At 60.2% G+C, this 25,440-nt stretch carries 25 protein-coding genes; 13 read left to right on the forward strand and 12 right to left on the reverse strand.

Features of this window, described 5'->3' with window-relative positions; genetic code table 11:
* Positions 1-18: 18 nt before the first annotated feature.
* Complete coding sequence (locus RA28_RS19330) at positions 19-1,182, reverse strand: benzoate/H(+) symporter BenE family transporter (protein ID WP_039532333.1); 1,164 nt, start codon at positions 1,180-1,182, stop codon at positions 19-21.
* Positions 1,183-1,327: 145 nt separating this feature from the next.
* Positions 1,328-4,624, reverse strand: a complete 3,297-nt coding sequence (locus tag RA28_RS23020; protein WP_039532335.1) for a valine--tRNA ligase — start codon at positions 4,622-4,624, stop codon at positions 1,328-1,330.
* Positions 4,625-5,310: 686 nt separating this feature from the next.
* Here RA28_RS23020 and RA28_RS19340 point away from each other — a divergent pair.
* Positions 5,311-6,387 (forward strand): DUF2235 domain-containing protein, encoded by a 1,077-nt coding sequence (locus RA28_RS19340; protein WP_039532611.1) that lies wholly within the window; start codon positions 5,311-5,313, stop codon positions 6,385-6,387.
* Between the two features lie 2 nt (positions 6,388-6,389).
* Here the strand turns inward: RA28_RS19340 and RA28_RS19345 are convergent, their stop codons facing one another.
* From RA28_RS19345 to RA28_RS19355, 3 genes are all read right to left on the reverse strand, one after another.
* A complete protein-coding gene (locus tag RA28_RS19345; RefSeq protein WP_152612110.1) occupies positions 6,390-6,692 on the reverse strand; it encodes a hypothetical protein in 303 nt (100 codons plus the stop codon).
* Positions 6,693-6,698: 6 nt separating this feature from the next.
* Entirely contained in the window at positions 6,699-7,079 is a 381-nt protein-coding gene (locus tag RA28_RS19350) for a hypothetical protein (protein ID WP_039532340.1), read from the reverse strand.
* Positions 7,080-7,268: 189 nt separating this feature from the next.
* A complete protein-coding gene (locus tag RA28_RS19355) occupies positions 7,269-7,838 on the reverse strand; it encodes a GcrA family cell cycle regulator (protein ID WP_039532612.1) in 570 nt (189 codons plus the stop codon).
* A 126-nt stretch (positions 7,839-7,964) separates the two neighbouring features.
* Here RA28_RS19355 and RA28_RS19360 point away from each other — a divergent pair, with 126 nt between their 5' ends.
* On the forward strand, positions 7,965-8,768 hold the full coding sequence (locus tag RA28_RS19360; RefSeq protein WP_039532346.1) for an ABC transporter permease: 804 nt from the start codon (positions 7,965-7,967) through the stop codon (positions 8,766-8,768).
* Here RA28_RS19360 and RA28_RS19365 read toward each other — a convergent pair.
* Entirely contained in the window at positions 8,750-9,640 is an 891-nt protein-coding gene (locus RA28_RS19365; RefSeq protein ID WP_039532348.1) for a DMT family transporter, read from the reverse strand. The two genes, RA28_RS19360 and RA28_RS19365, sit on opposite strands and share 19 nt — an antisense overlap.
* A gap of 294 nt (positions 9,641-9,934) precedes the next feature.
* On the opposite strand from RA28_RS19365, the gene RA28_RS19370 reads away from it, so the two are divergent.
* Both RA28_RS19370 and argF read left to right on the forward strand, forming a co-directional pair.
* Positions 9,935-11,122 (forward strand): aspartate aminotransferase family protein, encoded by a 1,188-nt coding sequence (locus tag RA28_RS19370; protein ID WP_039532614.1) that lies wholly within the window; start codon positions 9,935-9,937, stop codon positions 11,120-11,122.
* 74 nt (positions 11,123-11,196) lie between these two features.
* Complete coding sequence (argF, locus tag RA28_RS19375) at positions 11,197-12,123, forward strand: ornithine carbamoyltransferase (protein ID WP_039532350.1); 927 nt, start codon at positions 11,197-11,199, stop codon at positions 12,121-12,123.
* 13 nt (positions 12,124-12,136) lie between these two features.
* Here argF and RA28_RS19380 read toward each other — a convergent pair whose 3' ends face one another.
* Both RA28_RS19380 and RA28_RS19385 read right to left on the reverse strand, forming a co-directional pair.
* Positions 12,137-12,733 carry a ferric reductase-like transmembrane domain-containing protein gene (locus tag RA28_RS19380; RefSeq protein WP_039532353.1) on the reverse strand — a complete coding sequence of 199 codons (597 nt, stop codon included), beginning with the start codon at positions 12,731-12,733 and terminating at the stop codon, positions 12,137-12,139.
* 3 nt (positions 12,734-12,736) lie between these two features.
* Positions 12,737-13,216: a twin-arginine translocation pathway signal gene (locus RA28_RS19385; RefSeq protein ID WP_039532616.1), complete on the reverse strand. Its 480-nt coding sequence runs from the start codon at positions 13,214-13,216 to the stop codon at positions 12,737-12,739.
* Between the two features lie 157 nt (positions 13,217-13,373).
* Here RA28_RS19385 and RA28_RS19390 point away from each other — a divergent pair, with 157 nt between their 5' ends.
* The 3 genes from RA28_RS19390 (at position 13,374) to RA28_RS19400 (ending at position 16,333) form a co-directional block, all read left to right on the forward strand.
* Complete coding sequence (locus RA28_RS19390; RefSeq protein ID WP_039532618.1) at positions 13,374-14,216, forward strand: phytanoyl-CoA dioxygenase family protein; 843 nt, start codon at positions 13,374-13,376, stop codon at positions 14,214-14,216.
* A 113-nt stretch (positions 14,217-14,329) separates the two neighbouring features.
* Positions 14,330-15,295, forward strand: a complete 966-nt coding sequence (locus RA28_RS19395; RefSeq protein ID WP_039532356.1) for a pirin family protein — start codon at positions 14,330-14,332, stop codon at positions 15,293-15,295.
* A gap of 63 nt (positions 15,296-15,358) precedes the next feature.
* The gene (locus RA28_RS19400; RefSeq protein WP_039532359.1) at positions 15,359-16,333 is read left to right on the forward strand and encodes a 2-dehydropantoate 2-reductase; all 975 of its coding nucleotides are present in this window, start codon (positions 15,359-15,361) and stop codon (positions 16,331-16,333) included.
* 88 nt (positions 16,334-16,421) lie between these two features.
* Here the strand turns inward: RA28_RS19400 and RA28_RS19405 are convergent, their stop codons facing one another.
* Entirely contained in the window at positions 16,422-16,880 is a 459-nt protein-coding gene (locus RA28_RS19405; RefSeq protein ID WP_039532361.1) for an NUDIX hydrolase, read from the reverse strand.
* Positions 16,881-16,954: 74 nt separating this feature from the next.
* On the reverse strand, positions 16,955-19,411 hold the full coding sequence (hrpB, locus tag RA28_RS19410; protein WP_039532620.1) for an ATP-dependent helicase HrpB: 2,457 nt from the start codon (positions 19,409-19,411) through the stop codon (positions 16,955-16,957).
* Positions 19,412-19,543: 132 nt separating this feature from the next.
* On the opposite strand from hrpB, the gene meaB reads away from it, so the two are divergent.
* From meaB to RA28_RS19430, 4 genes are all read left to right on the forward strand, one after another.
* Positions 19,544-20,515, forward strand: a complete 972-nt coding sequence (gene meaB / locus RA28_RS19415; RefSeq protein WP_039532363.1) for a methylmalonyl Co-A mutase-associated GTPase MeaB — start codon at positions 19,544-19,546, stop codon at positions 20,513-20,515.
* 231 nt (positions 20,516-20,746) lie between these two features.
* Positions 20,747-21,034: a 50S ribosomal protein L28 gene (gene rpmB, locus RA28_RS19420; RefSeq protein ID WP_039532366.1), complete on the forward strand. Its 288-nt coding sequence runs from the start codon at positions 20,747-20,749 to the stop codon at positions 21,032-21,034.
* Between the two features lie 393 nt (positions 21,035-21,427).
* Complete coding sequence (locus RA28_RS19425) at positions 21,428-21,805, forward strand: hypothetical protein (protein WP_039532367.1); 378 nt, start codon at positions 21,428-21,430, stop codon at positions 21,803-21,805.
* Positions 21,806-21,823: 18 nt separating this feature from the next.
* The gene (locus RA28_RS19430) at positions 21,824-22,285 is read left to right on the forward strand and encodes a copper chaperone PCu(A)C (RefSeq protein ID WP_039532370.1); all 462 of its coding nucleotides are present in this window, start codon (positions 21,824-21,826) and stop codon (positions 22,283-22,285) included.
* 83 nt (positions 22,286-22,368) lie between these two features.
* On the opposite strand, the gene RA28_RS19435 is transcribed toward RA28_RS19430, so the two are convergent.
* Together RA28_RS19435 and RA28_RS19440 are read right to left on the reverse strand one after the other, a co-directional pair.
* Entirely contained in the window at positions 22,369-22,977 is a 609-nt protein-coding gene (locus RA28_RS19435) for an HdeD family acid-resistance protein (RefSeq protein ID WP_039532372.1), read from the reverse strand.
* A 58-nt stretch (positions 22,978-23,035) separates the two neighbouring features.
* A complete protein-coding gene (locus tag RA28_RS19440; RefSeq protein ID WP_039532621.1) occupies positions 23,036-23,743 on the reverse strand; it encodes an NAD-dependent deacylase in 708 nt (235 codons plus the stop codon).
* Between the two features lie 28 nt (positions 23,744-23,771).
* Here RA28_RS19440 and RA28_RS19445 point away from each other — a divergent pair, with 28 nt between their 5' ends.
* Positions 23,772-24,221, forward strand: a complete 450-nt coding sequence (locus tag RA28_RS19445; protein ID WP_039532374.1) for a low molecular weight protein-tyrosine-phosphatase — start codon at positions 23,772-23,774, stop codon at positions 24,219-24,221.
* Between the two features lie 352 nt (positions 24,222-24,573).
* Positions 24,574-25,440: an FkbM family methyltransferase gene (locus tag RA28_RS19450; protein ID WP_052261520.1), complete on the forward strand. Its 867-nt coding sequence runs from the start codon at positions 24,574-24,576 to the stop codon at positions 25,438-25,440.

Here is a 25,440-nt window from a genome sequence, read left to right on the forward strand (position 1 = left end):
GCGGGTTTGCGAAAGCGTCTAGCGCATCCGCTTTGCCACCAGAAGCGCAATGCCACCGGCCAGCAGACCCCAGACCGCAGCCCCCAGCCCGAAAACGGTGATGCCCGACGCGGTGATCGCCAGCGTCAGGATCGCCGCCTCGCGCTCCGCCGCCACGTCCAGCGCGGCGTGCATGGAATTGGCCATAACGCCGATCAGGGCAACCCCGGCCAGCGTCCCCATCAGCAGGGGGTCAGCATGGGCGGCAAAACCTGTGATGGCCACCGCGAACACACCAAAGAGGCAATAGAACACGCCGCCCATGATGGCGGACCAATAGCGCTGCGCCGGGTCGGGATGGCTGTCTTCGTTCGAACACATCGCGGCGGTGATCGCGGCCAGACAGGTGGCGGGTGCGCCGAACGGGGCGGACAGCAGGCTTGCGCCGCCCACGGCCGAAAACAGCCGTCCGGGAGCCGGCGTATAGCCAAAACTGCGCATGACCGCGACGCCGGGGATGTTCTGTGTGGCCATCGTGACGATGAACAACGGCACGCCGATCCCGATTGCGGACGCGACCGAGAATGTGGGCGTGGTCCAGACCGGGGCGGCGATCAGGTGTTCCGGCATCACCTGCGCCCTTCCGGCGCTCAGCGTGACGACAATAGCTGCTGCGATCACAGCCGCCGGAACGGCAAAAAGCCGGTTGATGCGGCCTGCGATGAACCATGTCGCGATCACCGGCAGCGCCTGTCCCGGGATCTCGATCGCCGCCTTGAAGGGCAGGAGGCAGAGCGGCAGCAAAACGCCTGCCAGCATCGCCTGCGCCAGCGTCGTGGGGATTGCCGCCGCCAAGCGCCCGAGCGGTTTCCACAGCCCTGCAAGAACGGTCAGTGCCCCGGCGCAGAGGAATGCGCCAATCGCGCCCGAAAACCCCTCGACCGGCGCGGCGGATACGGCCAGCAAGGCAGCGCCCGGCGTCGACCAGGCAACACTGATCGGCACTTTGTACCACAGGCTCAGGACGATGGCGGCAAGGCCCATGGCGATGGCGGCGCTCATCAGACCCGAAGCGGCCTCGGCCCGCGACGCCCCCATCGCGCTCAGCCCCTGCAGGACGATCGGGAACGAGCTGAAGAACCCGACAATCGCCACGACCAGCCCGGTCGAGACGGTTTGCATCGGAGGGAAAGGTCGCGCCATCGGGGCCTCGGAAGTATTACTGTGCCGGAGTGCTAGCAAGCGCAGGGTGGCGGGAACAAGGGGAAAGCCATGAGGATAAAGAAAAAACCCCTCGGCCTGGTTTAGCGGAGGGGTTTGGATTTGAGTATTTGTGAAAAGATGAAGATCAAGCGATTTCTGCGAGACGGGCAAGCGCCTCGTTCAGTTTCGCCTCTTCTTCTTCGCGGGCGGCGAGGTTGGCTTTGGCCTCTTCAACTACTTCTTCCGGGGCGGAGGCCACGAATTTGGGGTTGTTTAGACGCCCACGCAGACCGCCGAGTTCCTTGGCCAGTTTGCCCTTGGCTTTCTCGAGCCGGTCCTTTTCGGCGCCGATGTCGATGATATCGGCGAGCGGCAGGCCAAAGGATGCGCCGGGGGCGGCGATCGAGATAGTGCCTTTGGGCAGTTCGTCCGCCTTGGTCAGGCTGTCGATCCGCGCCAGGCGTTTGATCAGCGCTTCGTTGCGATCCCACGCCGCCTGTCCGTGCGCGTCGATTTCAGTGACCAGCATCGGGACGTATAGACCAGCAGGAACGCGCATTTGTTGGCGTGCCGAGCGGGTGTTTTCGATGACCGAGATCACCCAATTCATCTCACGATCAGCCTCCGCGTCGATCAGGTCGGCGGCGGCGTAGGTTGGCCAGTCGGCGTGTACGAGCATCTTGGCGCGGGCGCCGGTCAGCCCCCAGAGCTCCTCGGTGATGAAAGGCATGATCGGGTGCAGCAGGATCATGCACTGATCCAGAACCCAGCGCATTGTGGCGCGGGTTTCGGCCTGAGCCTCGGCGTCGTCGCCTTGCAGCAGGGGTTTCGACAGTTCCACGTACCAGTCGCAGACCTTGCCCCAGACAAAGGCATAAAGCCCGTTGGCCGCGTCGTTGAAGCGATAGCTTTCCAGCGCCGCGTCGACCTCTTCCCGCACGCGCGCGGTTTCGCCGATGATCCAGCGGTTCACGGCGGCTTTGGGTTTCAGGTCGGCCACGTCCAGTCGCGGCACGGTGTCGGTGAAGACCTCGTTCATCTCGGCAAAGCGGACGGCGTTCCACAGCTTGGTGCCGAAGTTGCGATAGCCGGTGATACGCTCACGCGACAGTTTCAGAACGCCGCCAATCGCCGCCATCGAGGCGTTGGTAAAGCGCAGCGCATCCGCACCGAACTCGTCCACGATTTCAAGCGGGTCGATGACGTTGCCGGTGGTCTTGGACATCTTCTTGCCCTTCTCGTCGCGGACGAGTTGGTGCAGGTAGACGGTGTGGAACGGAACCTCGTTCACCACGGCCAGTTGCATCATCATCATCCGGGCGACCCAGAAGAACAGGATGTCGAAGCCGGTGACGAGGACATCCGTCGGGAAGTAGCGCTTTAGCTCCTCGGTCTGTTCGGGCCAGCCGAGCGTGCCGATGGGCCAGAGACCGGAGGAGAACCAGGTGTCGAGGACGTCGGGGTCTCTTTTGAGCAAAACGAAATCGCGACCACCTTCTACAGCCGTTGCAAAAGCTTCATCTTGCCAAGCGTTGCTTTGGACGTTTGGGTGCACTTCAGACGGATCAAGTGAGGTCGTCTGGTCTTCGAAGAACTCACGCACGCTCGAAACACCATAGTATTCCCGAGCGGCGCTTGCCGCATCATCGAAAGTAGCGCCACAGAATGGAACTAGTTCGCCGGAAGTATAGTCAACGCCAAGAGAATTCGAAGCATCCTTCTTGGGCCCATACCAAACCGGTATCTGATGCCCCCACCACAACTGGCGCGAGATGCACCAGGGCTCGATGTTTTCCAGCCAGTGGTAGTAGGTCTTCTCGCCCGACTCGGGGATGATCTTGACCGTGCCGTCCTTGACCGCGTCCAGCGCGGGGCCGACGACCTTTTCGGCGTCGACAAACCACTGGTCGGTGAACATCGGCTCGATCACCACTTTCGAGCGGTCGCCGAACGGCTGCATGATCGGCTTGTTTTCGACTTTCGGATATGCCTTGCGGAGTGCCACAATGTCTTTCTTGCTTAACGGGTCGTAGAAACCATCTTCGCCCGAAAGTTCCTCGTCAAACTTGACCAATGAACCTTCATAGTGAGTTTGGGCGGCCTGTATGGCGTCCGATACCGACGCAAAAACATAGTATCTTCCGTCCGGGTCCTCCCAAACACCCAGTTCTTCCTTCTTTTTGCGCTCCGGTATTGAAACACGTGGAAGAGATGTGTCTGGGTCGTCAGCATCGGTCATCACCGCTAAACCCTCTTCGGTGATCTGCTTAACGATTAGCTCACGCGCCTCGAACCGATCGAGCCCCCGCAGGTGATCGGGAACAAGGTTGATCGCGTCAATCTCGTTCTCGGTAAACTCTTTGCCGCGGGCATATTCCTGCGCCAGACCCGCCGCTTCGGCATACGGAGCGCCATCGGCCCGCATCGCTCCCTTGGTATCCATCAGGCGGTACATCGGAATGCCGCCACGCTTGGCCACCATATTGTCGTTAAAGTCATGCGCGCCGGTGATCTTCACCGCGCCCGAGCCGAAATCGGGGTCAGGATATTCATCTGTGATGATCGGAATCTGACGGCGATGCTCTTTCGGACCAACCGGAATTTCACAGAGCTTCCCGACGATTGGCGCATATCGTTCATCCGATGGATGAACTGCAACCGCACCGTCACCCAGCATGGTTTCGGGGCGCGTGGTGGCGATGGAGATGTAATCCCGCTCTTCGCGGAAGATCACATTCCCATCTTCATCTTTTTCCAAATACTCATATGTCTCACCGCCCGCCAAAGGGTACTTGAAGTGCCACATATGCCCGGCGACCTCAATATTCTCGACCTCCAGATCCGAGATCGCGGTCTCGAAATGCGGGTCCCAGTTGACCAACCGCTTGCCGCGATAGATCAGGCCCTTTTCGTACATGTCGACGAAAACCTTGATCACCGCGTCGTGAAAATTCGCAGAATTTTCGTGCCCGGTGCGCGGGTCGCCCTTTGCCCCGGCCATGGTGAAGGCGTTGCGCGACCAGTCGCAGGACGCGCCCAGCCGTTTCAGCTGCTCGATGATGGTGCCGCCGTATTCACCCTTCCACTCCCAGACCTTCTCAAGGAATTTCTCGCGCCCCAGCTCACGCCGGCCCGGTTGCTGCGTCAGCATCAGCATCTTTTCCACCTGCATCTGGGTGGCGATGCCCGCGTGGTCCTGACCGGGTTGCCAAAGGGTGTCGAACCCCCGCATCCGGTGCCAGCGGATCAGAATGTCCTGCAAGGTGTTGTTGAACGCATGCCCCACATGCAGCGCCCCTGTCACATTGGGGGGCGGGATCATGACGGTAAAGCTCTCGTCGCGCGATTTGTTCGCGCCTGCCTTGAAGGCTCCGGCCTGTTCCCAGGCCTCGTAAATACGGGCCTCGGCCTCGGCTGCGTTGAATGTCTTTTCCATCGCCATGGGGTGCGTCCTGCGTCATCACTCTCGGGTCAGCGCCTGCAATAACGAATGCGTGCAGGAAGGGGAAGGGGCCGCGCGCACGCAACCCGCCGCCGGGTGTGCAGGCTCTGGCGCGTTTGGAACCGGCGCGTCGCTCCGGCGGGCACCGGGCCTGGTACACAGTGAAAATGAAACACTGCCAACGTGTCCCCTTGTTGCTTTAAGGCCAATGATACCACCGACCTCAAAAAGCCGAGTTCCGGTTTGGACACAGACGCGATGGGGTTGAATGCCCGGACCTGTTGCCAAATTGGTGATGTCCCCTTGCGGCGAACCTGAATGACCGATCTCGTTCCGCAAGGGCTATGATTTCCAATGCAGTATCAATTGGGTATGGACCGATGGGCCTAATAGGCACAAAGCAGCCATGGCGCGCGTTATTGTTTCGTTGCTGACATTAGTCTTGATGCGCGAGGGCAACGGATCACAGCAACGTGCCCGGATTTTGCCTTGCCCCCAGCGGTTGAGACACCCATGATTGACTTTACCCCTGCGCTGGTTTTGCCAACCGCCAATGACCGAGAAGCAGTGGGCAGCATGGTTAAGGTGTCGGTTGCGGCACAAGCGGTTGGACTGGCGCTCTGTCAATGCGGGGTGCGGCGGGCGGTGACGTCATGCGCATCCCAGAATTTGGAAAGCGCCGAGATATGGTTCTGTCACGTCTAAGCAGAAAGGTTCTGGGATGGCTCGGACGGCCGTTCAGATCCGAACATTCTGCCGAGGCGCCCCGCCGCGAACCGATCAGTCACGTCATCATTCTTGACGGCACAATGTCCACGCTGGAACCGGGCCGGGAAACGCATGCAGGCCAGACCCTTCGCCTGTGCTGCGAAATGGGAAGCAAAGTCTCGGTCTTTTATGAAGCAGGTGTGCAGTGGGACAGTTGGAAGTCCTCGCTGGATGTGATGATGGGGCGGGGGATCAACCGGCAAATTCGGCGTGCCTATGGGTATCTAGCGTCTCGATACAAACCCGGAGACAGGATTTTCTTCATTGGCTATTCGCGCGGGGCATATGGTGTGCGCAGCCTGGCGGGTGTCATCGACCAAGTTGGTCTGCTGCAGGCCGAGCACGCGACCGAGCGCAATATAAAGCAAGCCTATCGTCACTATGAATGCAATTCCCAAGGCGAAGCCGCCGTGGAATTCAGCCGCATGTTCTGCCACGAGGATGTCGCGATCGAGATGGTGGGTGTCTGGGACACGGTCAAGGCACTGGGCCTGCGCCTGCCGCTGCTCTGGCGATGGGCCGAAGAGCGTCACGCCTTCCACAACCACAAGCTTGGCCCGGCGATCCGCCACGGCTATCACGCCTTGGCGCTGGACGAAACGCGCGAGGTTTTCGAACCCATTCTGTGGACCTGCACGCCCGAGTTCGAGGGGCATGTAGAGCAGGTTTGGTTTCGCGGAACACATGGGGATGTCGGCGGACAATTGAACGGGTTTGAAGAGGCCCGCCCCCTCAGCAACATCTCGTTGATTTGGATGCTGGACAAGGCCGAACAGCACGGTCTGCCATTGCCGGATAAATGGCGTGACCGCTACCCTACGGACTCGCACGCCCAATCCGTGGGTACCTGGCGCGGTTGGGGCAAGATTTTCCTGTTGCGCAAGCACCGGAGTGTGGGGCTGGACAGGTCAGAACGGCTGCACGTTTCAGTCTCGCCCGAGGATCTGCCCGATTGGGTGCCGATGCCGGATTTGCCGTCTCATCCGGCGCAGTAAACCTAGTCCGGAGTGCACACGTTCCTGACAGACTTGATTAGTCTGTCGGGCTCGGCAATGCGATCAAACCGCCATCGTCGGGGCGACCAGTTATAGATGCGTTGTTCTTCAGGATGATCGACCACCAGCAATCCGTGAAAGTACCATGCAGACGTTGTTTTGTAGCCGGTTTTTGTCGTGTAAAACGCGAATCCACGTAGTTCGTGAAGGGCTTTGACGGGTGAGTTTTCTGCGTGTTCGGCGATGCAGTAGGGCGACCCGTCTGCAATCAAGCGCGACTGGATCAGAACCACCGGAACGGTCAAAAGGGATCAAAGCGCTGCTACGGTCGCAACCGATATTCCGGCCATTGCCGCCCAAGACGGTCGTGGTTTCCCATCGCGGCCAGACCAGATCAGAAAGCTGGAGGCGATGGCAATGGTCAAGCTGACACCGTGAAAGGCCTGCGTGTCAGTAAACGGTCCGAAGACGCCGGATAACACTGTCAGAAATAATCCCAGAACGACCGAAGCACCCGCAAGAATTCTGGCAAGCAGTCGCGGGATCGGACAAATTCCAAGCAGGGCAAGAATGCCAAGGAATGCGGGTATAGCGGGGATGAGCCACACGCACAAAAGCAAGCCTTGAATGAGAAAAAGAATGGCGTGTTTGTCCGTGCCGGCGTCGAACAGATACGGATCTATGGGCTGCATGTAGGCAGCGAAGATCAGCGCTGCGTAGGCACAGAACAAAGCCTTGTACTTGAGTGGCGGTCGGATAACGTAATCTCTTTGGTCTAAAATACTCAGCGACCGACCATCTGCGCTGTGCTGAATGGTCGGCCGAAAATCTCAAATTAGAAAATGGCGCACCGTCATAAATCTGGTGCTTTTCGGAATGCCTTACCGCCGACGATCTCTGCGTGAGCTCATCGGCTGGAACGCCACGCCCACATGCGCCTCGCAATAGGGCTTGCCGGGCTCGACAGGCAGGCCGCAGAACCAGAAATCTTCGGTCGCGGGGTCGCCCACGGGCCATTTGCAGGTTTTCTCGGTCAGTTCCATCAGCGTCAGTTTCTTGGCCTTCTTCTCAACCTCGTTGACCTTGGCCAGGGCCTCGGGGCTGATCTCGTTGGCCGAAGGCTGTGGCGGCAAGGGCTGACCGGCCGGGATGATCTGGCGGCGGGCCGGGGTGGCAGGCTTGGCATCGGGCGCCGGGGTCGGGCGTGCCGGTTCGGTCTTGGGCGCGGGTTTGGGCTTGGCCTCTGCCTTGGGCGCGGGTGCAGGCTTTTCCTTGGGCTCTGACTTGGCGGGCGCGGCCCCGGTGGCGCGGTTCGACAGGCCCAGACGATGGACCTTGCCGATCACCGCGTTGCGGGTCACACCGCCCAGTTCCTTGGCGATCTGGCTGGCCGACTGGCCCTCGCCCCACATCTTTTTCAGCAGCTCAACACGCTCGTCAGTCCAGGACATCATTTGCCTTTCAAAAGCGGAAAGCGGCCCCGGATTCGGGCCGCCTTGGGAATTCGTTTCAGCCCCCTATTCTAATCACTGTGGGCCGAGTTACAAGCGGTCTTCGAATCAGTTATAGGGCAGGTCATGCAGAATCTCATGGATCACGACGCGCGCCGCTTTGGGGCGGTGAATTGGATGGGCCTCTATACGCTGGCACAGCGCGAAACGCTGCGCTTCATGGCGGTCTGGACGCAAACCCTTGTGGCCCCGCTGGTCACGGCGGGCCTGTTTCTTCTGATCTTCAACATTGCCATCGGACCCAGCCGGTCGAATGTGATGGGTGTCTCGTTCCTGACCTTTCTGGCGCCCGGTATCATGATGATGACCGTGATCCAGAACGCCTTTGCCAACACCTCCTCCTCGATGGTGATCGCCAAAGTGCAGGGCAACATCGTCGATACGCTGATGCCGCCCCTGTCCCCGCTCGAGATCATGCTGGGCTATCTGGCCGGCGGGATCGCCCGAGGCATCATGATTGCCTTCGTCGTGGCACTTGCATTGGTGCTGGTTCTGGGGATCGTCCCGGAATACCCCCTGATCGCCCTGATTTTTGTGGTTCTGGGCGGTGCCTTCATGGGCGCGCTGGGCCTCTTCGCCGGGATCTTTGCCAACAAATTCGATCAGATGGCGGCGATCACCAATTTCATCGTCACGCCCTTGGCCTTCCTGTCGGGCACGTTCTACTCGGTCCAGGCCCTGCCGCCGGTGCTGAACCGCCTGATCCATGTGAATCCGGTCTTCTACCTGATCGACGGCCTGCGCTATGGCATGATCGGCGTCTCGGACAGTTCACCGTGGCTGGGCATGGTGATTTGCACAGTCTCAACTCTGTTGGTGGGGGCGCTGACCTGGCAGATGCTGCGCACGGGCTATCGGCTCAAGGCCTGACGCTGCCGCGCCTCGCGCCAGACCAGGATCAGACCTCCGGTCAGGATGATGGCGGACCCCACGATGCTGATCGTGTCCGGGATCACGCCAAACACCGCGAAATCGTAAAAGCCCGCAAAGACCAGCGTGGCATAGCTGATCGGAGCGACAAAGGACGCATCTGCCCGCGCCATCCCGTTGACGAAACAGGCCTGCGCACACGCCATCAGCACACCGATCCCGGCAAGCGCCGCCCATTGCTGCGGCGTTGGGATCTCGAACACAAAGCTCACCGCGACCGAGGCGATGGTCAGCCCCATCGCATTGTTGATCAGCAGAATCTGAATTGGAATCTCGCGACCCGACAGTTTCTTGATGAAAATCAGCTCCATCCCGATGATCGCCGCCGCCGTCAGGGCCAGCAAGGCGGCGGGCTGAAAACTCGCCGGGGTCGGACGCAGCAGAACCAGCGCACCAACCAGCGCAACAATGGCGGCCAGCCAGCGCCACGGGCCCACGCCTTCCTTTAGAAGTGGGATCGCCAGCACCATCGCAAAGACCGGATTCAGGAACGAGATCGCCGTGGCATCCGCGATCGGTATAAAGGCAACCGCCGCAAACATAAGCGTAACGCCAAGCCAGCCGAAACTCGTGCGACCGACATGCAGACCCCAATGCGGGCGGCTCAGGCGCGGACGAAGAGTGCCCACCGCCGTGACGATCACCAGAAAGGCAAACAGAAATCGCCCGTGGCTGATCTGCATCGGATGCAAGGCGGGGCCCAGAACATCCGTCCCCAACGCCTTGGCCAGCAACGTCGTGCCCGCCAGCAAGGCGCTTGCGGCAAGGATCAGCAGGGCCGCAAGGGCTGGGTTCTGACGCGTCGGGGTCATGGCTCACCCGTGCGCCAGCCCCGGGCAAATGGCAAGCAGCAAAATCCCGGCCCCGGCTTGAATTTTGACATATTCGCAAAAACGGGGTTTTCAGGTGGACCACATCCCGCTATACGCCCCGGCATGATCAAAACCGCCGATATCCTGCGCCTCCGACGCCGACGCCTGACCGCGTAACCGGCCTTTTGATCCTTTGCGCCTTTGAAATCTGCGCAATCCCCACCAAAGATGTTGACGAACCCGGCCCCGGTGTATCACTCACTTGGGCTCCAACTACCTGAAAAGGATGATCCGATGATCCCGTCCGTTCTGCCGACCTACAACCGCGCGCCCCTGACTTTCGTGAAGGGCGAATGCGCCTGGCTTACCGAGGCGGATGGCCGACGTTTTCTCGACCTCGGCGCGGGTATCGCGGTGAACGTGCTAGGCCACGCGCACCCGGCGCTGGTCAACGCCCTGACGGAACAGGCGCACGCTCTGTGGCATGTCTCGAACCTCTATCACATCCCGCAGCAGCAGGCGCTGGCCGACAAGCTGGTCGAACACAGCTTTGCCGACACGGTGTTCTTTACCAACTCCGGCACGGAATCCTGCGAACTGGCCGTGAAAATGGCGCGCAAGTACTTCTACGAGAAAGGACATCCCGAAAAGGTCGAGATCATCACGTTCAGCGGCTCTTTCCACGGGCGGTCGTCGGCAGGCATCGCCGCTGCCGGGTCCGAGAAGATGACCAAAGGCTTTGGCCCGCTGCTGCCCGGCTTTGTGCACGTCACCTTTGGTGACCTTGACGGCGTGACCAACGCCATCACCGAAAACACCGCGGCGATCATGATCGAACCGATTCAGGGCGAAGGCGGTATTCGCCCGGTGCCGGATGCCGAACTCAAAGCCCTGCGCCAGATCTGTGACGATAACGGCCTATTGCTGATCCTCGACGAGGTTCAGTGCGGCGTCGGGCGCACCGGCAAGCTTTTTGCGCATGAATGGGCGGGCATCACCCCCGATATCATGATGATCGCCAAGGGCATCGGCGGCGGGTTCCCCCTCGGCGCCGTGCTGGCCACCGAAGAGGCGGCCAGCGGCATGACCGCGGGCACCCATGGCTCGACCTATGGCGGCAACCCGCTGGGCTGCGCCGTGGGGTGCGCGGTGATGGATCACGTCGCAACACCCGCGTTCCTCGAAGGTGTGAACCGCAAGGCCGGGATGCTGCGTCAGAAACTCGAAGGTCTGGTCGCGGAACATCCCGACGTGTTCGAAGAGGTGCGCGGATCCGGCCTGATGCTCGGCCTAAAATGCAAGCCCGCCAATATCGATGTGGTCAACGCCGGTTATGACAACGAGGTCATCACCATCCCGGCCGCCGACAATGCGATCCGCCTGCTGCCGCCGCTCACCCTGACCGAAGATGACATCGCCCAGGCGCTGATCCGCCTCGAGAAAACCGCCAAGCAGGTCGAGGCCACTCTGGCCACCGCCTGACCTTCATCTTTTCCAAAATACTCTGGGGGTGTGGGGGCCAGCCCCCACGCGCCATTAGCCAAAAGCGACATGATATGAACCACTTCCTCGATATCCACAAAACCGACGCCACGGCGTTGCGGGCCATGATCGATCAGGCGGGTGCCATGAAGCAGGCGCGTCTCGGCCGCCCAAAAGCGGCCCCGGACGACGAACAGCCGCTTGCGGGCCGCATGGTTGCGCTGATCTTCGAAAAACCCTCGACCCGTACCCGCGTGTCCTTTGACGTGGGCGTGCGCCAGATGGGGGGGCAGACCATGGTGCTGTCCGGCAAGGACATGCAACTGGGTCACGGCGAAACCATCGCCGACACCGCCCGCGTCCTGTCGCGCTATGTCGACATGATCATGATCCGCACCTTTGATGAGACCATTCTGACCGAGATGGCCCAATACTCGGACGTGCCCGTGATCAACGGCCTGACCGACCGCACCCATCCCTGCCAGATCATGGCTGACGTGCTGACCTTTGAGGAACATCGCGGCCCGATCGCGGGCAAAAAGGTGGTCTGGACGGGCGACGGCAACAATGTCTGCGCCTCGTTCCTGCATGCCGCGGGTCAGTTCGGCTTTGATCTGACCTTCACCGGCCCCGCCCAGTTTGACCCGGAGGAAGAGTTCATGGGCTTTGCCCGCCAGAAAGGCTCGAAGATCGTGGTCGAACGGGATGCCTACAAGGCGGTCGAAGGGGCCGACCTCGTGGTCGCGGACACATGGGTTTCGATGCATGATTCCCAATCCGCAAAAGAGCGTCGCCACAACCTCCTGCGCCCCTATCAGGTCAATGCCGACCTGATGTCACATGCCAAACCCGACGCGCTGTTCATGCACTGCCTGCCCGCCCATCGCGAGGAAGAGGCCACGTCCGAGGTCATGGATGGCCCCAATTCGGTGATCTTTGATGAGGCCGAAAACCGCCTGCATGCCCAAAAGGCGGTCATGCGTTGGTGCCTCGGGGTCTGAAGTGCCCCGCGCTTCAACGACGCCGAACCTCCCATACCCGCAATTTGGTGAGCGTGCCGACGCTCACCAGCACCACCAGAACGCACAGGGCGAACTTGGTCATCACCTCCATCGTACCTTCGATCAGCAGCGCGTGAATGACACTGCCCAGAATGGTCACGGTGGCAAATGACGCATGACCCAGCCGCCAGACCCTGAACCGCAGGTTCAGGCGCTGACGAAAAATCCCCAACGCCGCTGCGCCGAACCCGGTCCACATGGCGATGACACCCCAGGCGGAAAACGGTGTGGCTGACACAAACAGCAGGGCATCCACAACATCTGGCGGGCTTGTGATCCACAACCCGCCAACATGGATCACGATAGCAGCGACAAGGGCCAGACCGCACCATCTGTGCCAAAGGCGGCTGGTCACGGGCGACAGCCCCGGCAACCAGCGCCCCGCCAGAACGGGCTGCATCAGCAGCAGGCACATCCCGATGATGCCCGCAAATCCTGCAAGGATATAAATCGGCTCACGCCACGCCAAATAGGGGCTGAAGGCCGCCGCGATGATCGGCACCAGAAGGGTGGCGATCAAAGCCGCCCAGATCGCAACGCGTGTCGGCACCTATCAGGCAGGTTGCAACACGAAATGCGCGGCAAGCGTCTTGTCCCGCGCGCTCGACATCACGGGGCGCAGGAACACGGTCTCGAACTCGCCGCTGTCATAGGCCAGATGCCCGTGCGGCTGACCGAATGCAGGTACGATCTGCGGCATCTCCAACCGGAATTCTCCGTTGGCATCCGTCAGCGTGGCGCCATGGCTGCGTTCGTCGCGTTCATGCCCTTCGGTGGTATGCGCCCAGATCTGGATGCGCTGACTGGGCAGGGGGGCACCATCGCCCGCGCGGCGTACCGTGCCGGTCATCCAGAACCCGCCACCGCCGATGCGGTCAACAATTGGCGCACCGGGGCGATAGTTGTTCGACCCGCCCCGCATGGACGGGGTTGGCGCCACTCCGCTGGCCCGCGCTGGAACAATCAGCCCCGAAGCCAGAACAGCCCCGCCCGCGGCGATCAAAGAACGACGCGTGAGTAATGAACCGGTCATGCAACCCTCTTTTTTCAGCGACCTCATCTGTTGATAAAATATAGCACGATTGCCGCGCATTCCGAGGTTCGGTTGTGAAATGTGATTTACTTTGACGCAGGCCGGGGCGGCTGCAATCCTGAACGCAGCTTGCCTTCAGCCATTAAAGGCCAATGACATGACCCCTACGGATCGCATAAGTCCCAAAGAAATCGCCGCCTTTCAGCGCGACGGGGCCGTTGTCCTGCGCGCCAAGTTCACCGATCACTGGCTGGCCGAATTGCGCGACGGCATCGACGCAGACCTCGCCACCCCGACCGATAACCTGACGCGGCACACCAAAGACCCGCAGGCGCCTGCGTATTTCGAAGATTTCTGGGCCTGGAACAAAATTCCGCAATTTAGGGATTTCGTCTTCAACTCTCCCTGCGCACCGCTGGCTGCGCAGCTTCTGGGCGCGCCTTCGATCAACCTGGTGATGGATAACTGGTTCCTGCGCGAGGCCGGATCAACCTCGCGCCCGCCCTTCCATCAGGACCTGTCCTATTTCGATTTTGAAGGCACGATGTGCGTGCTCTGGCTGCCGCTCGAACCCGTCAGCAAGGAAAACGGCATCGCCTTCGTCAAGGGGTCTCACCTGTGGAACAAGCTGTTCATGCGCGTGCGGTTTGCCGATGGGCATCCCAGCTATGAACCGGCGCAGGTCGCGGGCCTGACCTATCATCCGCCCCCCGACATCAATGCCGACCCGGCAGCTTATGACCTGCTGCAATGGGATATGGAGCCGGGCGATTGCATCTTCTTCGACATGCGCACCCTGCATGGGGGTCTGTCCTCGGTCACGCCCACCGAAACAGTGCGCCGTTTCACGCTCAGGATGACGGCACCGGATGGCGTGATCCGTTATCGCGGCGATTGGGCCAAGGATGAACGCGCCCAGTTCGAAGCCGCAGGCTATGGCGAGGGCGACCGGATTGATGGCGCGTTCTTCCCGCAGCTTTGGCCACGGGCCGCATCCTGAACGCAGCGGCGCGTTCCGCACCAAATATGTGCGCCAATGCGAATTGATCTGCGCCAAACTGCCCTACATTCTGCAAATATGAACGTGATAGCCCGTGTTGCAGGAGAGCCGGAATGAGTTGGAACCCGACCCACAATCCCGAATGCCAGTCACAGAATCCGGCATTGGACACGTTGATCATTCCTCGCGCCCGCGATCTCGGTGGCTTCGAGGTGCGCCGCGCGTTGCCCTCGGTCAAGCGGCAACTGGTTGGCCCGTTTATCTTTTTCGACCAGATGGGACCGGCCGAATTCATCACCGAAGGCGGCATCGACGTGCGCCCCCATCCGCATATCGGCCTTGGCACCGTGACCTATCTCTATGAGGGTGAGTTTGAACACCGCGACAGCCTCGGCACCCACCAGATGATCTATCCGGGTGAGGTCAACTGGATGGTCGCCGGGCGCGGTGTCACCCATTCCGAGCGTACCAGCGACGAAACCCGCGCCATGCGGAACAAGCTGTTTGGCATCCAGACCTGGATCGCGTTGCCCGAAGCGCACGAGGACATGGCCCCCGATTTCGAACATCACAAACAGGGCGCGCTGCCGCATATTCAGGACGCTGGCGTCAGCGCCCGCCTGATCCTCGGCTCGGCCTATGGCGAAACCAGCCCGGTCACCATGCTGTCCGAGACCTTCTATCTCGACGTTCAACTCGATCCGGGCGCGTCTTTCCCGCTGCCCGACAATCACGAGGATCGCGGCGTCTATGTCACCGAAGGCTCGGTCGAGATCGCGGGAGACAGCTTTGAGGCTGGCCGCATGATGGTGTTCCGCCCAGGCGACCACCTCTCGGTCAAGGCCGGACCGCTTGGCGCGCGCCTGATGCTGCTGGGCGGCGCGACGTTGAACGAAGATCGCTATATCTGGTGGAATTTCGTGTCCTCCTCGAAAGAGAAGATCGAAACCGCCACCCGCGAATGGAAAACCGCCGATTGGGCCAACGGGGCCTTCCATCTGCCGCCCGGCGACGACCAGGAATTCATCCCGATCTCGGAAGAGCTGGAGCGCACCAGCCCACGGCGCGCCCGCGTCTGACCTCACGTCACGCTGGTCTCATGCGCTGAACCCGGTGATCCTTCGGATAACGGAGGGAGCACAATGAAGATCGTCATCGCGGGCGCAGGCAGCATCGGCTGCTATTGTGGCGCATTGCTGGCGGCAGCGGGCCATCGCGTGACGCTGCTGGGCCGTGCCCGCATCCTCGACCCGATCCTTACGCAAGGTTTGACGGTCACCGATTTCACCGGTCTGCGCAAAACGATCCCCGCGGATCACCTTATCCTGAGCGAAGACCCAGGTTGCCTTGCCGACGCCGACCTGATCATCGTCACGGTGAAATCCGGCGCAACGGCTCAGATGGCCAAGCTGATCGTCGATCACGCGTCGCCCCAAGTCCCTGTTCTGTCGTGGCAAAACGGGCTCAACAATGCGCAGACCCTGCGCGCCGCGCTGCCAAACCGCGATGTTCGCGCGGGCATGGTCCCTTTCAACGTGGTCCCGGTGGGGCAGGCCACATACCACCGCGCCACCTCGGGCGAGATCATCATTGAAACGGGCCCCGGAGCTCTGGCCGAACAACTCACCTCAGCCGATCTGCCGGTGCAGGAAAGCGCAGAGATCGAGACGGTCCAATGGGGCAAGCTGGTGGTAAACCTCAACAACGCACTGAACGCGCTCTCCGGCCTGACCCTGCACGCGCAACTGCGCGACCGCGGCTGGCGTCGCCTGATGGCCGATCAGATGGCCGAGGCTTTGGCCGTGCTCAAGGCTGCCGATATTCCCGCAGCCTCAACCACCCCGCTGCCCGTGTGGATTACACCGCATATCCTGCGCCTGCCCACACCGCTGTTCACCCGCATCGCCGCAAAAATGCTGACCATCGATCCCAGCGCACGCACCTCGATGGCCTATGACGTGATGGCAGGCCGCCCCACCGAAATCGACAGCCTGCAAGGCGAAATCATCCGCCTTGGGGCTGAAACTGGTGTCGCGACGCCGTTATGCACACGTGTTGCTGGTCTGATTCACGAAGGCAATAAAACGACTTTGCGCCCGGATCAAATCAGAGCCTAGCAACAGAAAGAAACTGAGAAATTTGCAAGCCCGTCTGAAACCGGACAGTCGGCGGGTGGTGCGTGCCGAGTTTTCACCGCAATACGCGTTACATTTTTTGCAACAAGTCACGCAACTCGTGCTCTTGTACACGCTCAGCTGCGATGGCCGGGGACAACCAGACCCGATTGCGTTGCCCAACCTCGGGATAGTCCTCGGCCAAGTCCTTCACCTCAAGGTGATAAATCCAGGTCAGAACCGGTTGTGCAGAGCCGTCTTTCAGAACCTTGTCGTAAGTAAAGCGTCCGATGGGGTCCGGATCAACCGACATGGCCCGAACACCGGCCTCTTCCCAGGCTTCCTGTCGGGCAGTGCCCGCACCGTCCAACCCGTCGATCGGCCAACCTTTGGGAATAATCCAGCGCCCCGTGTTTCGGCTTGTAATCAGCAGGACCTCGGGTTGCCCGTTGTTGATGCGCGTACACAGGGCGGCGCACTGCACATGCCGGTGGCGCGGGGACAGAGGCCCCGGGATATCTTCCCATATGTTACGCAGCCATTTTGACATCGCATGCCAGCCTCAAAAGGGCACAGTTCCCCCGGATCACGGGTAAATAGGTACGTTGTGTCCAATTCTCAATGCTATTGGTCTGGATTGCGCCGTTTGGCGCGCAAGGTGGGGTCTGCCTGCGTCGGGTCCTCGGGCCACGGGTGCTTGGGGTATTGCGCGCGCATATCCTTGCGGACGTCCGCATAAGACCCCGCCCAGAACCCCGGCAAATCGCGCGTGATCTGGATCGGCCTTTGGGCCGGTGACAGAAGTGTGATCTTTAACGGTTCTTTGCCAATGGTGGGATGTGTCGTGACGCCAAAGACTTCTTGCAAGCGGACCGAGATTTCCGGAGCGGAGCCGCTGTAGTCAATCGGAATCTTTCTGCCAAGCGGGGTCAGGAATGATCCCGGGGCACGGCGGTCCAGGTCTTGTGTCTGGGCCCAGTCCAGTCGGGCTTTCAGTGCCGGTAATGGATCAAAACGCCTCCAGTCTTCGGCGCTTCGGACCCCTTGCAGCATGGGCAAGAGCCACTGATCGAGGTCATTCATAAGGCCCGCAACGGAAAAGTCGGGAAGGTTCGCACCGCCCGCACGCACCAATTCCACGCGGGCTGCAAGCCGCGCCGCGGCGCCCTCCAACCTCAGCCCAAGGTCCCGCACGCCGTCCAGCATAGCGCGGGCCGCAGCGTCGGGCGGAACGTCCTTCCAGATGCGATCGTCCAACGTGATCGCGCCAAAACGCTCCTGCCGACGGGCGATGACCCGACGATCGCGTTTGGACCAAACGCAGCTTTCCACCCATGATATCTGATCGGAAAAAAGATCCCGGATTTCACCCTCGGAGATTTGCGCGGCCAGCCGGACGCGGGCCTCGCGGGGGTTCCCGTCGGTGTCCAATGCTACCAAGAATGGTGCCGTCGCAAGCGGATCGCCCGCATCCAAGACCGCGCCTTTGCCACCCGAAAGCAGATACCGGGGAACATCACCTTTGCGACGTTGCCCAATTCGGTCAGGATAAGCCAAAGCTGCCATAGCTGCGGTTGATAGTGCTTTATCCGCTCCGCCGGCCTTCGGTCGCAGCCGTTTTGCCTCGGCAGCGATCCTGTCAAGCGTCGCCGTGTTCGCCGTCCAGGGGCGTCTGCGTTGATAGGCTTGCCGATCCCGGATTGCTTCGAGGCGTAGTGACAGATCGACCGGCGCGTTTTTCAAGGGATCGCGCTCGGCCAGCAAAGCTGCCAAGGGTGCGGCCTGTGCGCCTGACACCAGCAACATATGGCCGAGGCGCGGGTGAAGCGGCAACGCAGCCAATGCCTTTCCGTGATCAGTGATCCGTGCATTGGTGTCCAGCGCTCCCAACATCGTCAGCAACGCGCGCGCCTCTGCCAGAGAACCCGCGGGCGGCGGGGTCAGAAAGGCCAGATCACCCGGATCAGCCCCCCAAAGCGCCAGCTCAAGTGCCAAACCGGTCAGATCAGCCGCTTCTATTTCAGCGGGTGGAAAGGCCGCCAATGCGCCTTCTTCGCCCTTGGTCCACAGCCGAAAACAAACGCCTTCAGCCACCCGGCCCGCGCGTCCTGCGCGCTGAACGGCCTCGGCGCGGGTCACACGTTCTGTGACAAGGCGCGACATGCCGGACCCCGGATCAAAACGCGCCCGTCGCGCTTGTCCCATATCCACCACGACCCGAATGTCGGGAATGGTCAATGACGTCTCGGCAATCGACGTGGCCAAAACAATCTTTCGCCCCTTGTCCATCGAGGCAATCGCTTTTCTTTGTGCGGCAAAGGGCATAGCGCCGAATAGTGGACGCAGTGCGCAGTCGGGCGGGACGCGACCTGACAAGGCGGACTCGGCGCGCCGTATCTCGCCTTCGCCCGGCAGGAAAACCAGAATACCGCCACCGATGTCACGCGTTTCGCGTTCGGCGTGGACAACCAGATCAACCAGAGCATCCAGGCGGCGTGCATTCGCGCCCAAGGGGCGGTCAAGCCAGCGCGTTTCGACCGCATAGCTGCGACCCTCAGATGTTACCAAGGGCGCGTTCATCAGGCGTCCGACCGGTTCGGCATCCAATGTCGCTGACATCGCCAGCAACACCAGATCCTCGCGGAGCGCTTCGGTAACTTCCAGACACAAGGCTAGTCCGAAATCCGCATTCAAGGACCGTTCGTGAAACTCGTCGAAAATGACGGCGCCAATTCCGGGAAGATCGGGATCGGATTGCAACATCCGTGTCAGAATTCCCTCGGTCACCACCTCGATCCTTGTGGACCCAGAAACCTTGGAATCGCCGCGTATGCGGTAGCCGACGGTTTCTCCGACGCGTTGCCCGAGTGTGTCAGCCATGCGCTCGGCCGCGGCCCGCGCTGCCAACCGACGCGGTTCCAGCATGATGATCTTGCCATCGTTCAACCCTGCATCCAGCAGCGCCAAGGGTACGCGTGTCGTCTTGCCTGCGCCCGGAGAGGCCTGCAAGACAGCACGGCCCGACCCTTTGAGGGCGGTCAGCAGGTCTGGTATCGCATCGTCGATTGGCAGGCGCGTCATGTCGGCTTTATCCGTCAACGTTGGGACAAGGTCCAGTTCAAGCGCGTTGCGGCTTGTGTTTCCGTGCTTGGTACTGGACAAAACCCGCAATGCGCCTTCATTTAGGCAAAAAAACGGGTGAAGGGGCTGCGCATGAATATCGCCGAGCTGGGTGACAATGTACTGAACGGTGAGCGCCGCGCCTTGGCCCGCGCCATTACGCTTGTCGAAAGCGGGCGCGACGATCACCGGGCACAAGCGGCTGAGTTGCTGGATCATCTGTCGGGCGCCGGGCGGCAATCGCTGCGAATTGGTCTGTCGGGCACACCCGGTGTTGGAAAGTCCACCTTCATCGAGAGCTTTGGCATGATGTTGACCGGGAAAGGGCAGCGCGTCGCGGTTCTGGCCGTCGACCCAAGTTCAGCCCGGTCCGGGGGATCGATCCTGGGCGATAAAACCCGGATGGAGCGACTAAGCCGCGAAAAAAACGCCTTTATTCGTCCGTCGCCCAGCCAAAGCCACCTTGGTGGTGTGGCGCGCCGCACGCGCGAGGCAATCGCTCTGTGCGAAGCGGCGGGGTTTGACGTCGTGCTGATCGAGACTGTCGGGGTGGGTCAGTCGGAAACGATGGTTTCTGAGATGTCGGATCTGTTCCTGTTGTTGCTCGCGCCTGCGGGTGGTGACGAGTTGCAGGGGGTCAAACGCGGCATCATGGAAATGGCTGATATCATATTGGTCAATAAGGCGGATGGAGACCTGAAATCCACCGCAACCCGAACCTGCGCCGACTACGCCGGTGCGCTGAGATTGCTGCGCAAACGTCCCCAAGACCCCGAGGGTTTTCCCAAGGCAATGACTGTCTCCGCCGTTGAAGAACAAGGTTTGGACCAGGCATGGAACGAGATGCAGTCCTTGTCGGGGTGGCGGCGCGAGACCGGCCAGTGGGCGGCAAACCGCGCGGCGCAGGCGCGCTTTTGGTTCGATCAGGAAGTCCGGCATACGCTTCTTGCGCGTCTGGATACCGCGTCGGCTAGGGCCGAAATGGCGCGTCTGAACGATGAAGTTTCCAAGGGGCGTTTGAGCCCAACTCTGGCTGCCGAACAGATGCTGGCGAGTTTGTCTTGACGGGCTGAACTGCCGTATCGTGTGCCCCCAGATACTGATGACGAGAGCATGGCCACGGGGGGTCCTGTCCCAGTGGACGGCAGTGTCAAAGAATTCGCGCAGCCTGTCTTGACCCTTGTGCCGATTCCCACTAAACGCATCCAACCAGTTTTCGGGCGCGACTTCGGGTTGCGCCCCTTGTGATTTGGCCGAGGGTCCTGTACCTGGCCTCCAGAAACAAAGGAAGAAACCATGTCGCGCCGTTGCGAACTGACCGGAAAAGGCCCGATGACTGGCAACAATGTCAGCCACGCCAAAAACAGAACTCGTCGTCGTTTTCTGCCCAACCTGAACGACGTCACCCTGCAATCAGAAACGCTGGGCCGTGGTGTCAAGCTGCGGATTTCGGCCGCTGCGCTGCGCTCGGTGGATCATCGCGGCGGTCTGGACGCATTCCTGGCCAAAGCAAAAGACGAAGAGCTGTCGGCCAACGCACTGAAAGTGAAGAAAGAAATCGCCAAGGCGCAAGCCTCGGCCTAAGTCTTTCCACTTAACTCGAATTGCTGAAGCCCTGTATCGATGATGCGGGGCTTTTTCGCGTGGACCTGCGTTGTTTCTGTATTCGGGACAATCCAACCCATTGTGTGAAGTTGTTCACATAAGGATCAGTGAATGTGAGTTAAGCTGCCGCTTATTCCAATGGGGGGACTTTTCGATGCCCTTGAAGGTATTTGATTTCATTTTGCGCGTTCCGAGTTTTCTGGGCAGAACATTCAACACTTGCACGCGGATGCAACGTCGGGTCAACCGGCGCCACAACAGCCTGACTGTCGATGTGGTCAAGCGACCGGGGCTGGATAGCTGACGGGTCGTCGCGGCAAGCCCTTTCGCGCTTGAAGGCAGGTTTTTACTCACGCTATATCAGGCGTCGATATGACGGGTTTTCTGCGCATAACGGTGGCTTTGGCGCTGTCGGCCTTGCTGGGGCTGACAGGGCAGAGCATTGCAGCAACGCGCGGCATGGATCGTGCCGCCGGGCAGATGGTTCTTTGTACCGGTGCCGGACCCGTTGTTGTCTATGTCGACGATCAAGGGCAACCGACACGCCCGCCGCATTACTGCCCTGACTACGCGCTGTCGTTGCTGGGTGCGATACTGGGCGCTCAGGTAGATGTACCACCTGAGGCCGCCAACCTGCTAATTGGACCAGAACGGGTTCGCGACAGTTTGGTCGCCGCGCCTGTTCCACCAAGCCCGGCAAGGGCACCACCTCAACTTCTGTCATTTCTGCATCCAAAATCAAACGCCTGAAATACAGATGAGGTTCCAATGACCTTCAAATTCAAACTTTTGCCCTCGCTGGCTCTTGCCGCATTTGCGACAACCGCATTCGCCGATAGTGCGATCAAAGTGGATGATGCTTACGCTCGATCAACGGGAAAGCATGCCAAAGCCGGCGCAGCATTCATGATGATCGTCAACTCTGGCGACTCGGATGACCGCCTGATCGGGGCGACTTCGGACGTGGCCGGTCGGGTTGAGTTGCACACGCACGAGGTGGACGACAACGGCGTCGCCAAGATGATCCACGTCGAAGAAGGTTTCGTGATCCCGGCGGGGGCCACCTACACGCTGGAACGGGGTGGCGATCACGTGATGTTCATGGGGTTGAATCAGCCTTTCGAGCAAGATCAGAAGATCCCTGTGACCCTTATTTTCGAACAGGCCGGTGAGGTCGAGATTGAAGTGCCGGTCGATCTGGACCGCAAGGGCGGCGCGCACTCGCACTGACGCTCGCCTGTCTTCGGGCCGCTTTGCGGCCGTCATCCATGCGACAGACCGGGGTGCCCCGGTCTGAGCCGCATCTCACAAGGTCAGCGATTGATTGTTTTCATCCCGACCTTGTCACCCGCTTTTTTGAAGCGAGACGTCAGCCAGAACATGACCACGGCCATCGCCAGAGCAGAAAAGGCGATGATCCAACCAAGGGCAAAAAGCCCGATGCCGGGCGAAAACAGCAGCACCAATCCGATTGCCAGCGCGACGAAGCCGGAATTGCGCATCGCATTTCGCTGCGTGTCCCGCTCGGGCATCTGCCGCCATGTGGCCAGCGAACCGATGCCGATGATAAAGGCCCACACGCCCAACAGAAAGAACGCCAACTTGGCCGTACCTTCGGGCCAGATCAATAGTATTAGACCGATCAGGATCGCCCCGATCCCGACGCCGCCCACCAGCCCCCGTCGGCCAAAACCCAGCAGTGTAAGGCCACCGTCCACAATCAGCAGCAGCCCAACCAGCCGCAGCAGAACAGCTATGCTTCCACTTGGCCAGAACAGGGCCGCGACGCCGACGCATGCAGCCAATATCCCTCGGATCAGGAAGGTCCACCAAAGGTCGGCCAATTGCGCACCGAGCGCATCGCGCCCCTGCATGCTGCCGTCATCCATAATCTCGCCGGTCTTGGGGTCCTGATCTGTCATCTTTCACTCTCGGTATTGTCGTCAGGCCAGCTTAGCCCAAAACGTTCCGTTTTGTCTTTCAGTTCTGCCGGCGTGCCCGGTTAAGCAGCTCATCCACCCAAAGCGGAACGGTTTGCGTTGCCGGGCCGAGGATCTTCCTGTCGAAATACGAGACACCTTCGGACGGCTCGAGATTCAACTCCACGGTTTCCGCGTCGGCGGCTGTCGCTTCGTGCACAAAAGCGGCCGCCGGATAGACCTGGCCGGATGTTCCGATTGCAGCAAAGATCTGCGCATTGGCCAAATGATCATAGATTTCATCCATGAAATAAGGCATTTCGCCGAACCACACGACATCCGGCCGAACGGATCTTTGTCCGCAGGCCGGGCAGGTGTCAGCAGGTGTCATTTCAGGTTCTGAAACCCAACGATGTTGGCAAGTGCTGCATAGCGCACCGGCCAGTGTTCCGTGCATGTGAATGACGTCGCGCGCGCCGCCGGCCTCGTGCAGCGAGTCAACGTTTTGGGTCACGAGGATGACATCGTCGGGCCATTCGCGTTGCAGGCGGGCCAGCGCCCGGTGTGCCGCATTGGCGTCCGCGCCCGCCGCCTGGACGCGTCGCGCATTGTAAAAGCGATGCACCAGCGCCGGGTTGCGGGCGAAACCTTCGGGTGTCGCCACATCTTCGATCCGGTGTTGCGCCCACAGACCGCCCTCATCCCGAAAGGTGCCGAGACCGCTTTCAGCAGAAATTCCGGCGCCGGTCAGAATGACGATCTTTCCCATGTCCACTCCATGCAGTACAGGTTGTGTCATGACACAGCGTATCCTCTTTGTCTGTTTGGGCAATATCTGCCGTTCGCCTGCTGCAGAGGGTGTGTTTCGCGCCCGTGCGCCGCACTTGTCCACCGACAGCGCCGGAACCTCGGACTGGCACATAGGCAATCCGCCTTATGAGCCGATGCAAAAAGCCGCCCGCGCCCGCGATATCGAGCTCAGCGACCTGCGCGCGCGGCAATTCGTAGCCGAAGACTTCCACCGCTTCGACCTGATCATCGGCATGGATGCAAACAACATCGCCAATATCGAAAACCTGCGTCCTGACGGCAACGACACCCCGGTGCGCCTGCTGACCGATTTCGCCCCCGACGCCGGTGCCGACCACGTTCCCGACCCATACTACACCCGCGACTTCGGCGGCGCGCTGGATTTGATTGAAGCGGCGGTCGCCGGGCTAGAGGGGCATGTGCGGGCTCAGTCGTAATTTTGCCTTTCGCAATCAATCGAGGGCAATCGCTCGCTTGAGCCCAAAACCCCCGTTTGTTCAACTTCCGCAGGCCGCATTGCAATCAGCGACAGCGGCCAAACCATCCGCCGTCTTGGTGCGAACCCTTGTGCATACGCGCATACTCGCATTTAGTGTGCAGAGTGATAGTCCGATCCTGAATGGTCATTTGAGGGAATGATATAAATCCTGATGCACGCACGAGGCTGTCATCGGCGCGCATATATCTCAACGCCCAATGAGTAACGGTAGCACTTCAATCCAAATGATCTAAACATATGATCACAGGCACGTTTAGCCACCTGAATAACTCAAAGGTTAGTGACAAAAAATGACTGACGAGCGCGCGATGTTCCTGCACGAAACTCTGTCACCGGAAAGATTGACGCGGGTCGTGGATGTTGGGGCCAATCCCCTTGGCGCTACCCCATATTCAACCCTTCTGAAGAACCGCATTTGCGAGGTCTGGGGGTTCGAACCACAGCAAGACGCATTTGCACGGCTCTCGGAAGAGCGAGGAGAAAATGAAACTTACCTTCCCTACGCGATCGGCAAAGGAGGCAGTGAGCGCCTTCATGTTTGCAAGGGAAGCGGATTCACTTCGCTATACGAGCCCAACCCCGAATTCATCAAAGTCATGGGAAGGTGGCCCAGACAAATGCAGGTCGAAGAAGTAGTGCCAATTACCACCCATCGACTAGACGACCTGAAAGAGCTGCCAGAGTTCGATCTGCTGAAGATTGATGTGCAAGGCGGGGAACTGGATGTCTTCAGGAATGCGCGCGAAAAACTCAAGAATGCGGTCGCAGTGGTATCCGAAATCGCAATGGTGCCGCTTTACAAAGGTCAGCCTCTGCTTGACTCACAAATGAGCGAGTTGTCTGCTCAGGGCTTTCACTTCCATAAGTTTCTTTTTCTGAAGTCACTGACGGTCAAGACCCGTGCCTCATCCCGCCTGAAGATGCGCGCTATGCGCAACCAAGCCATTGATGGCGACGCCGTGTTCTTAAAACGGTTCTTCGCACTGGAGGACTCACCGACGGAAAGCTTGAAACATCTTGCGATCCTGGCGGACGCAGTGTTTCAAAGCCCCGATGTCGCACTTATGGCTCTGGAAGTGCTGGCTGATCGCGACGTCGTCAAAGAGGCTGAACTGGACGCATATGAGGCGTTAGTAGAAGCTGAATTCAGCAGGTGA

The organism is Ruegeria sp. ANG-S4, from assembly GCF_000814005.1.
In the GTDB taxonomy this organism is placed as follows: domain Bacteria; phylum Pseudomonadota; class Alphaproteobacteria; order Rhodobacterales; family Rhodobacteraceae; genus Ruegeria.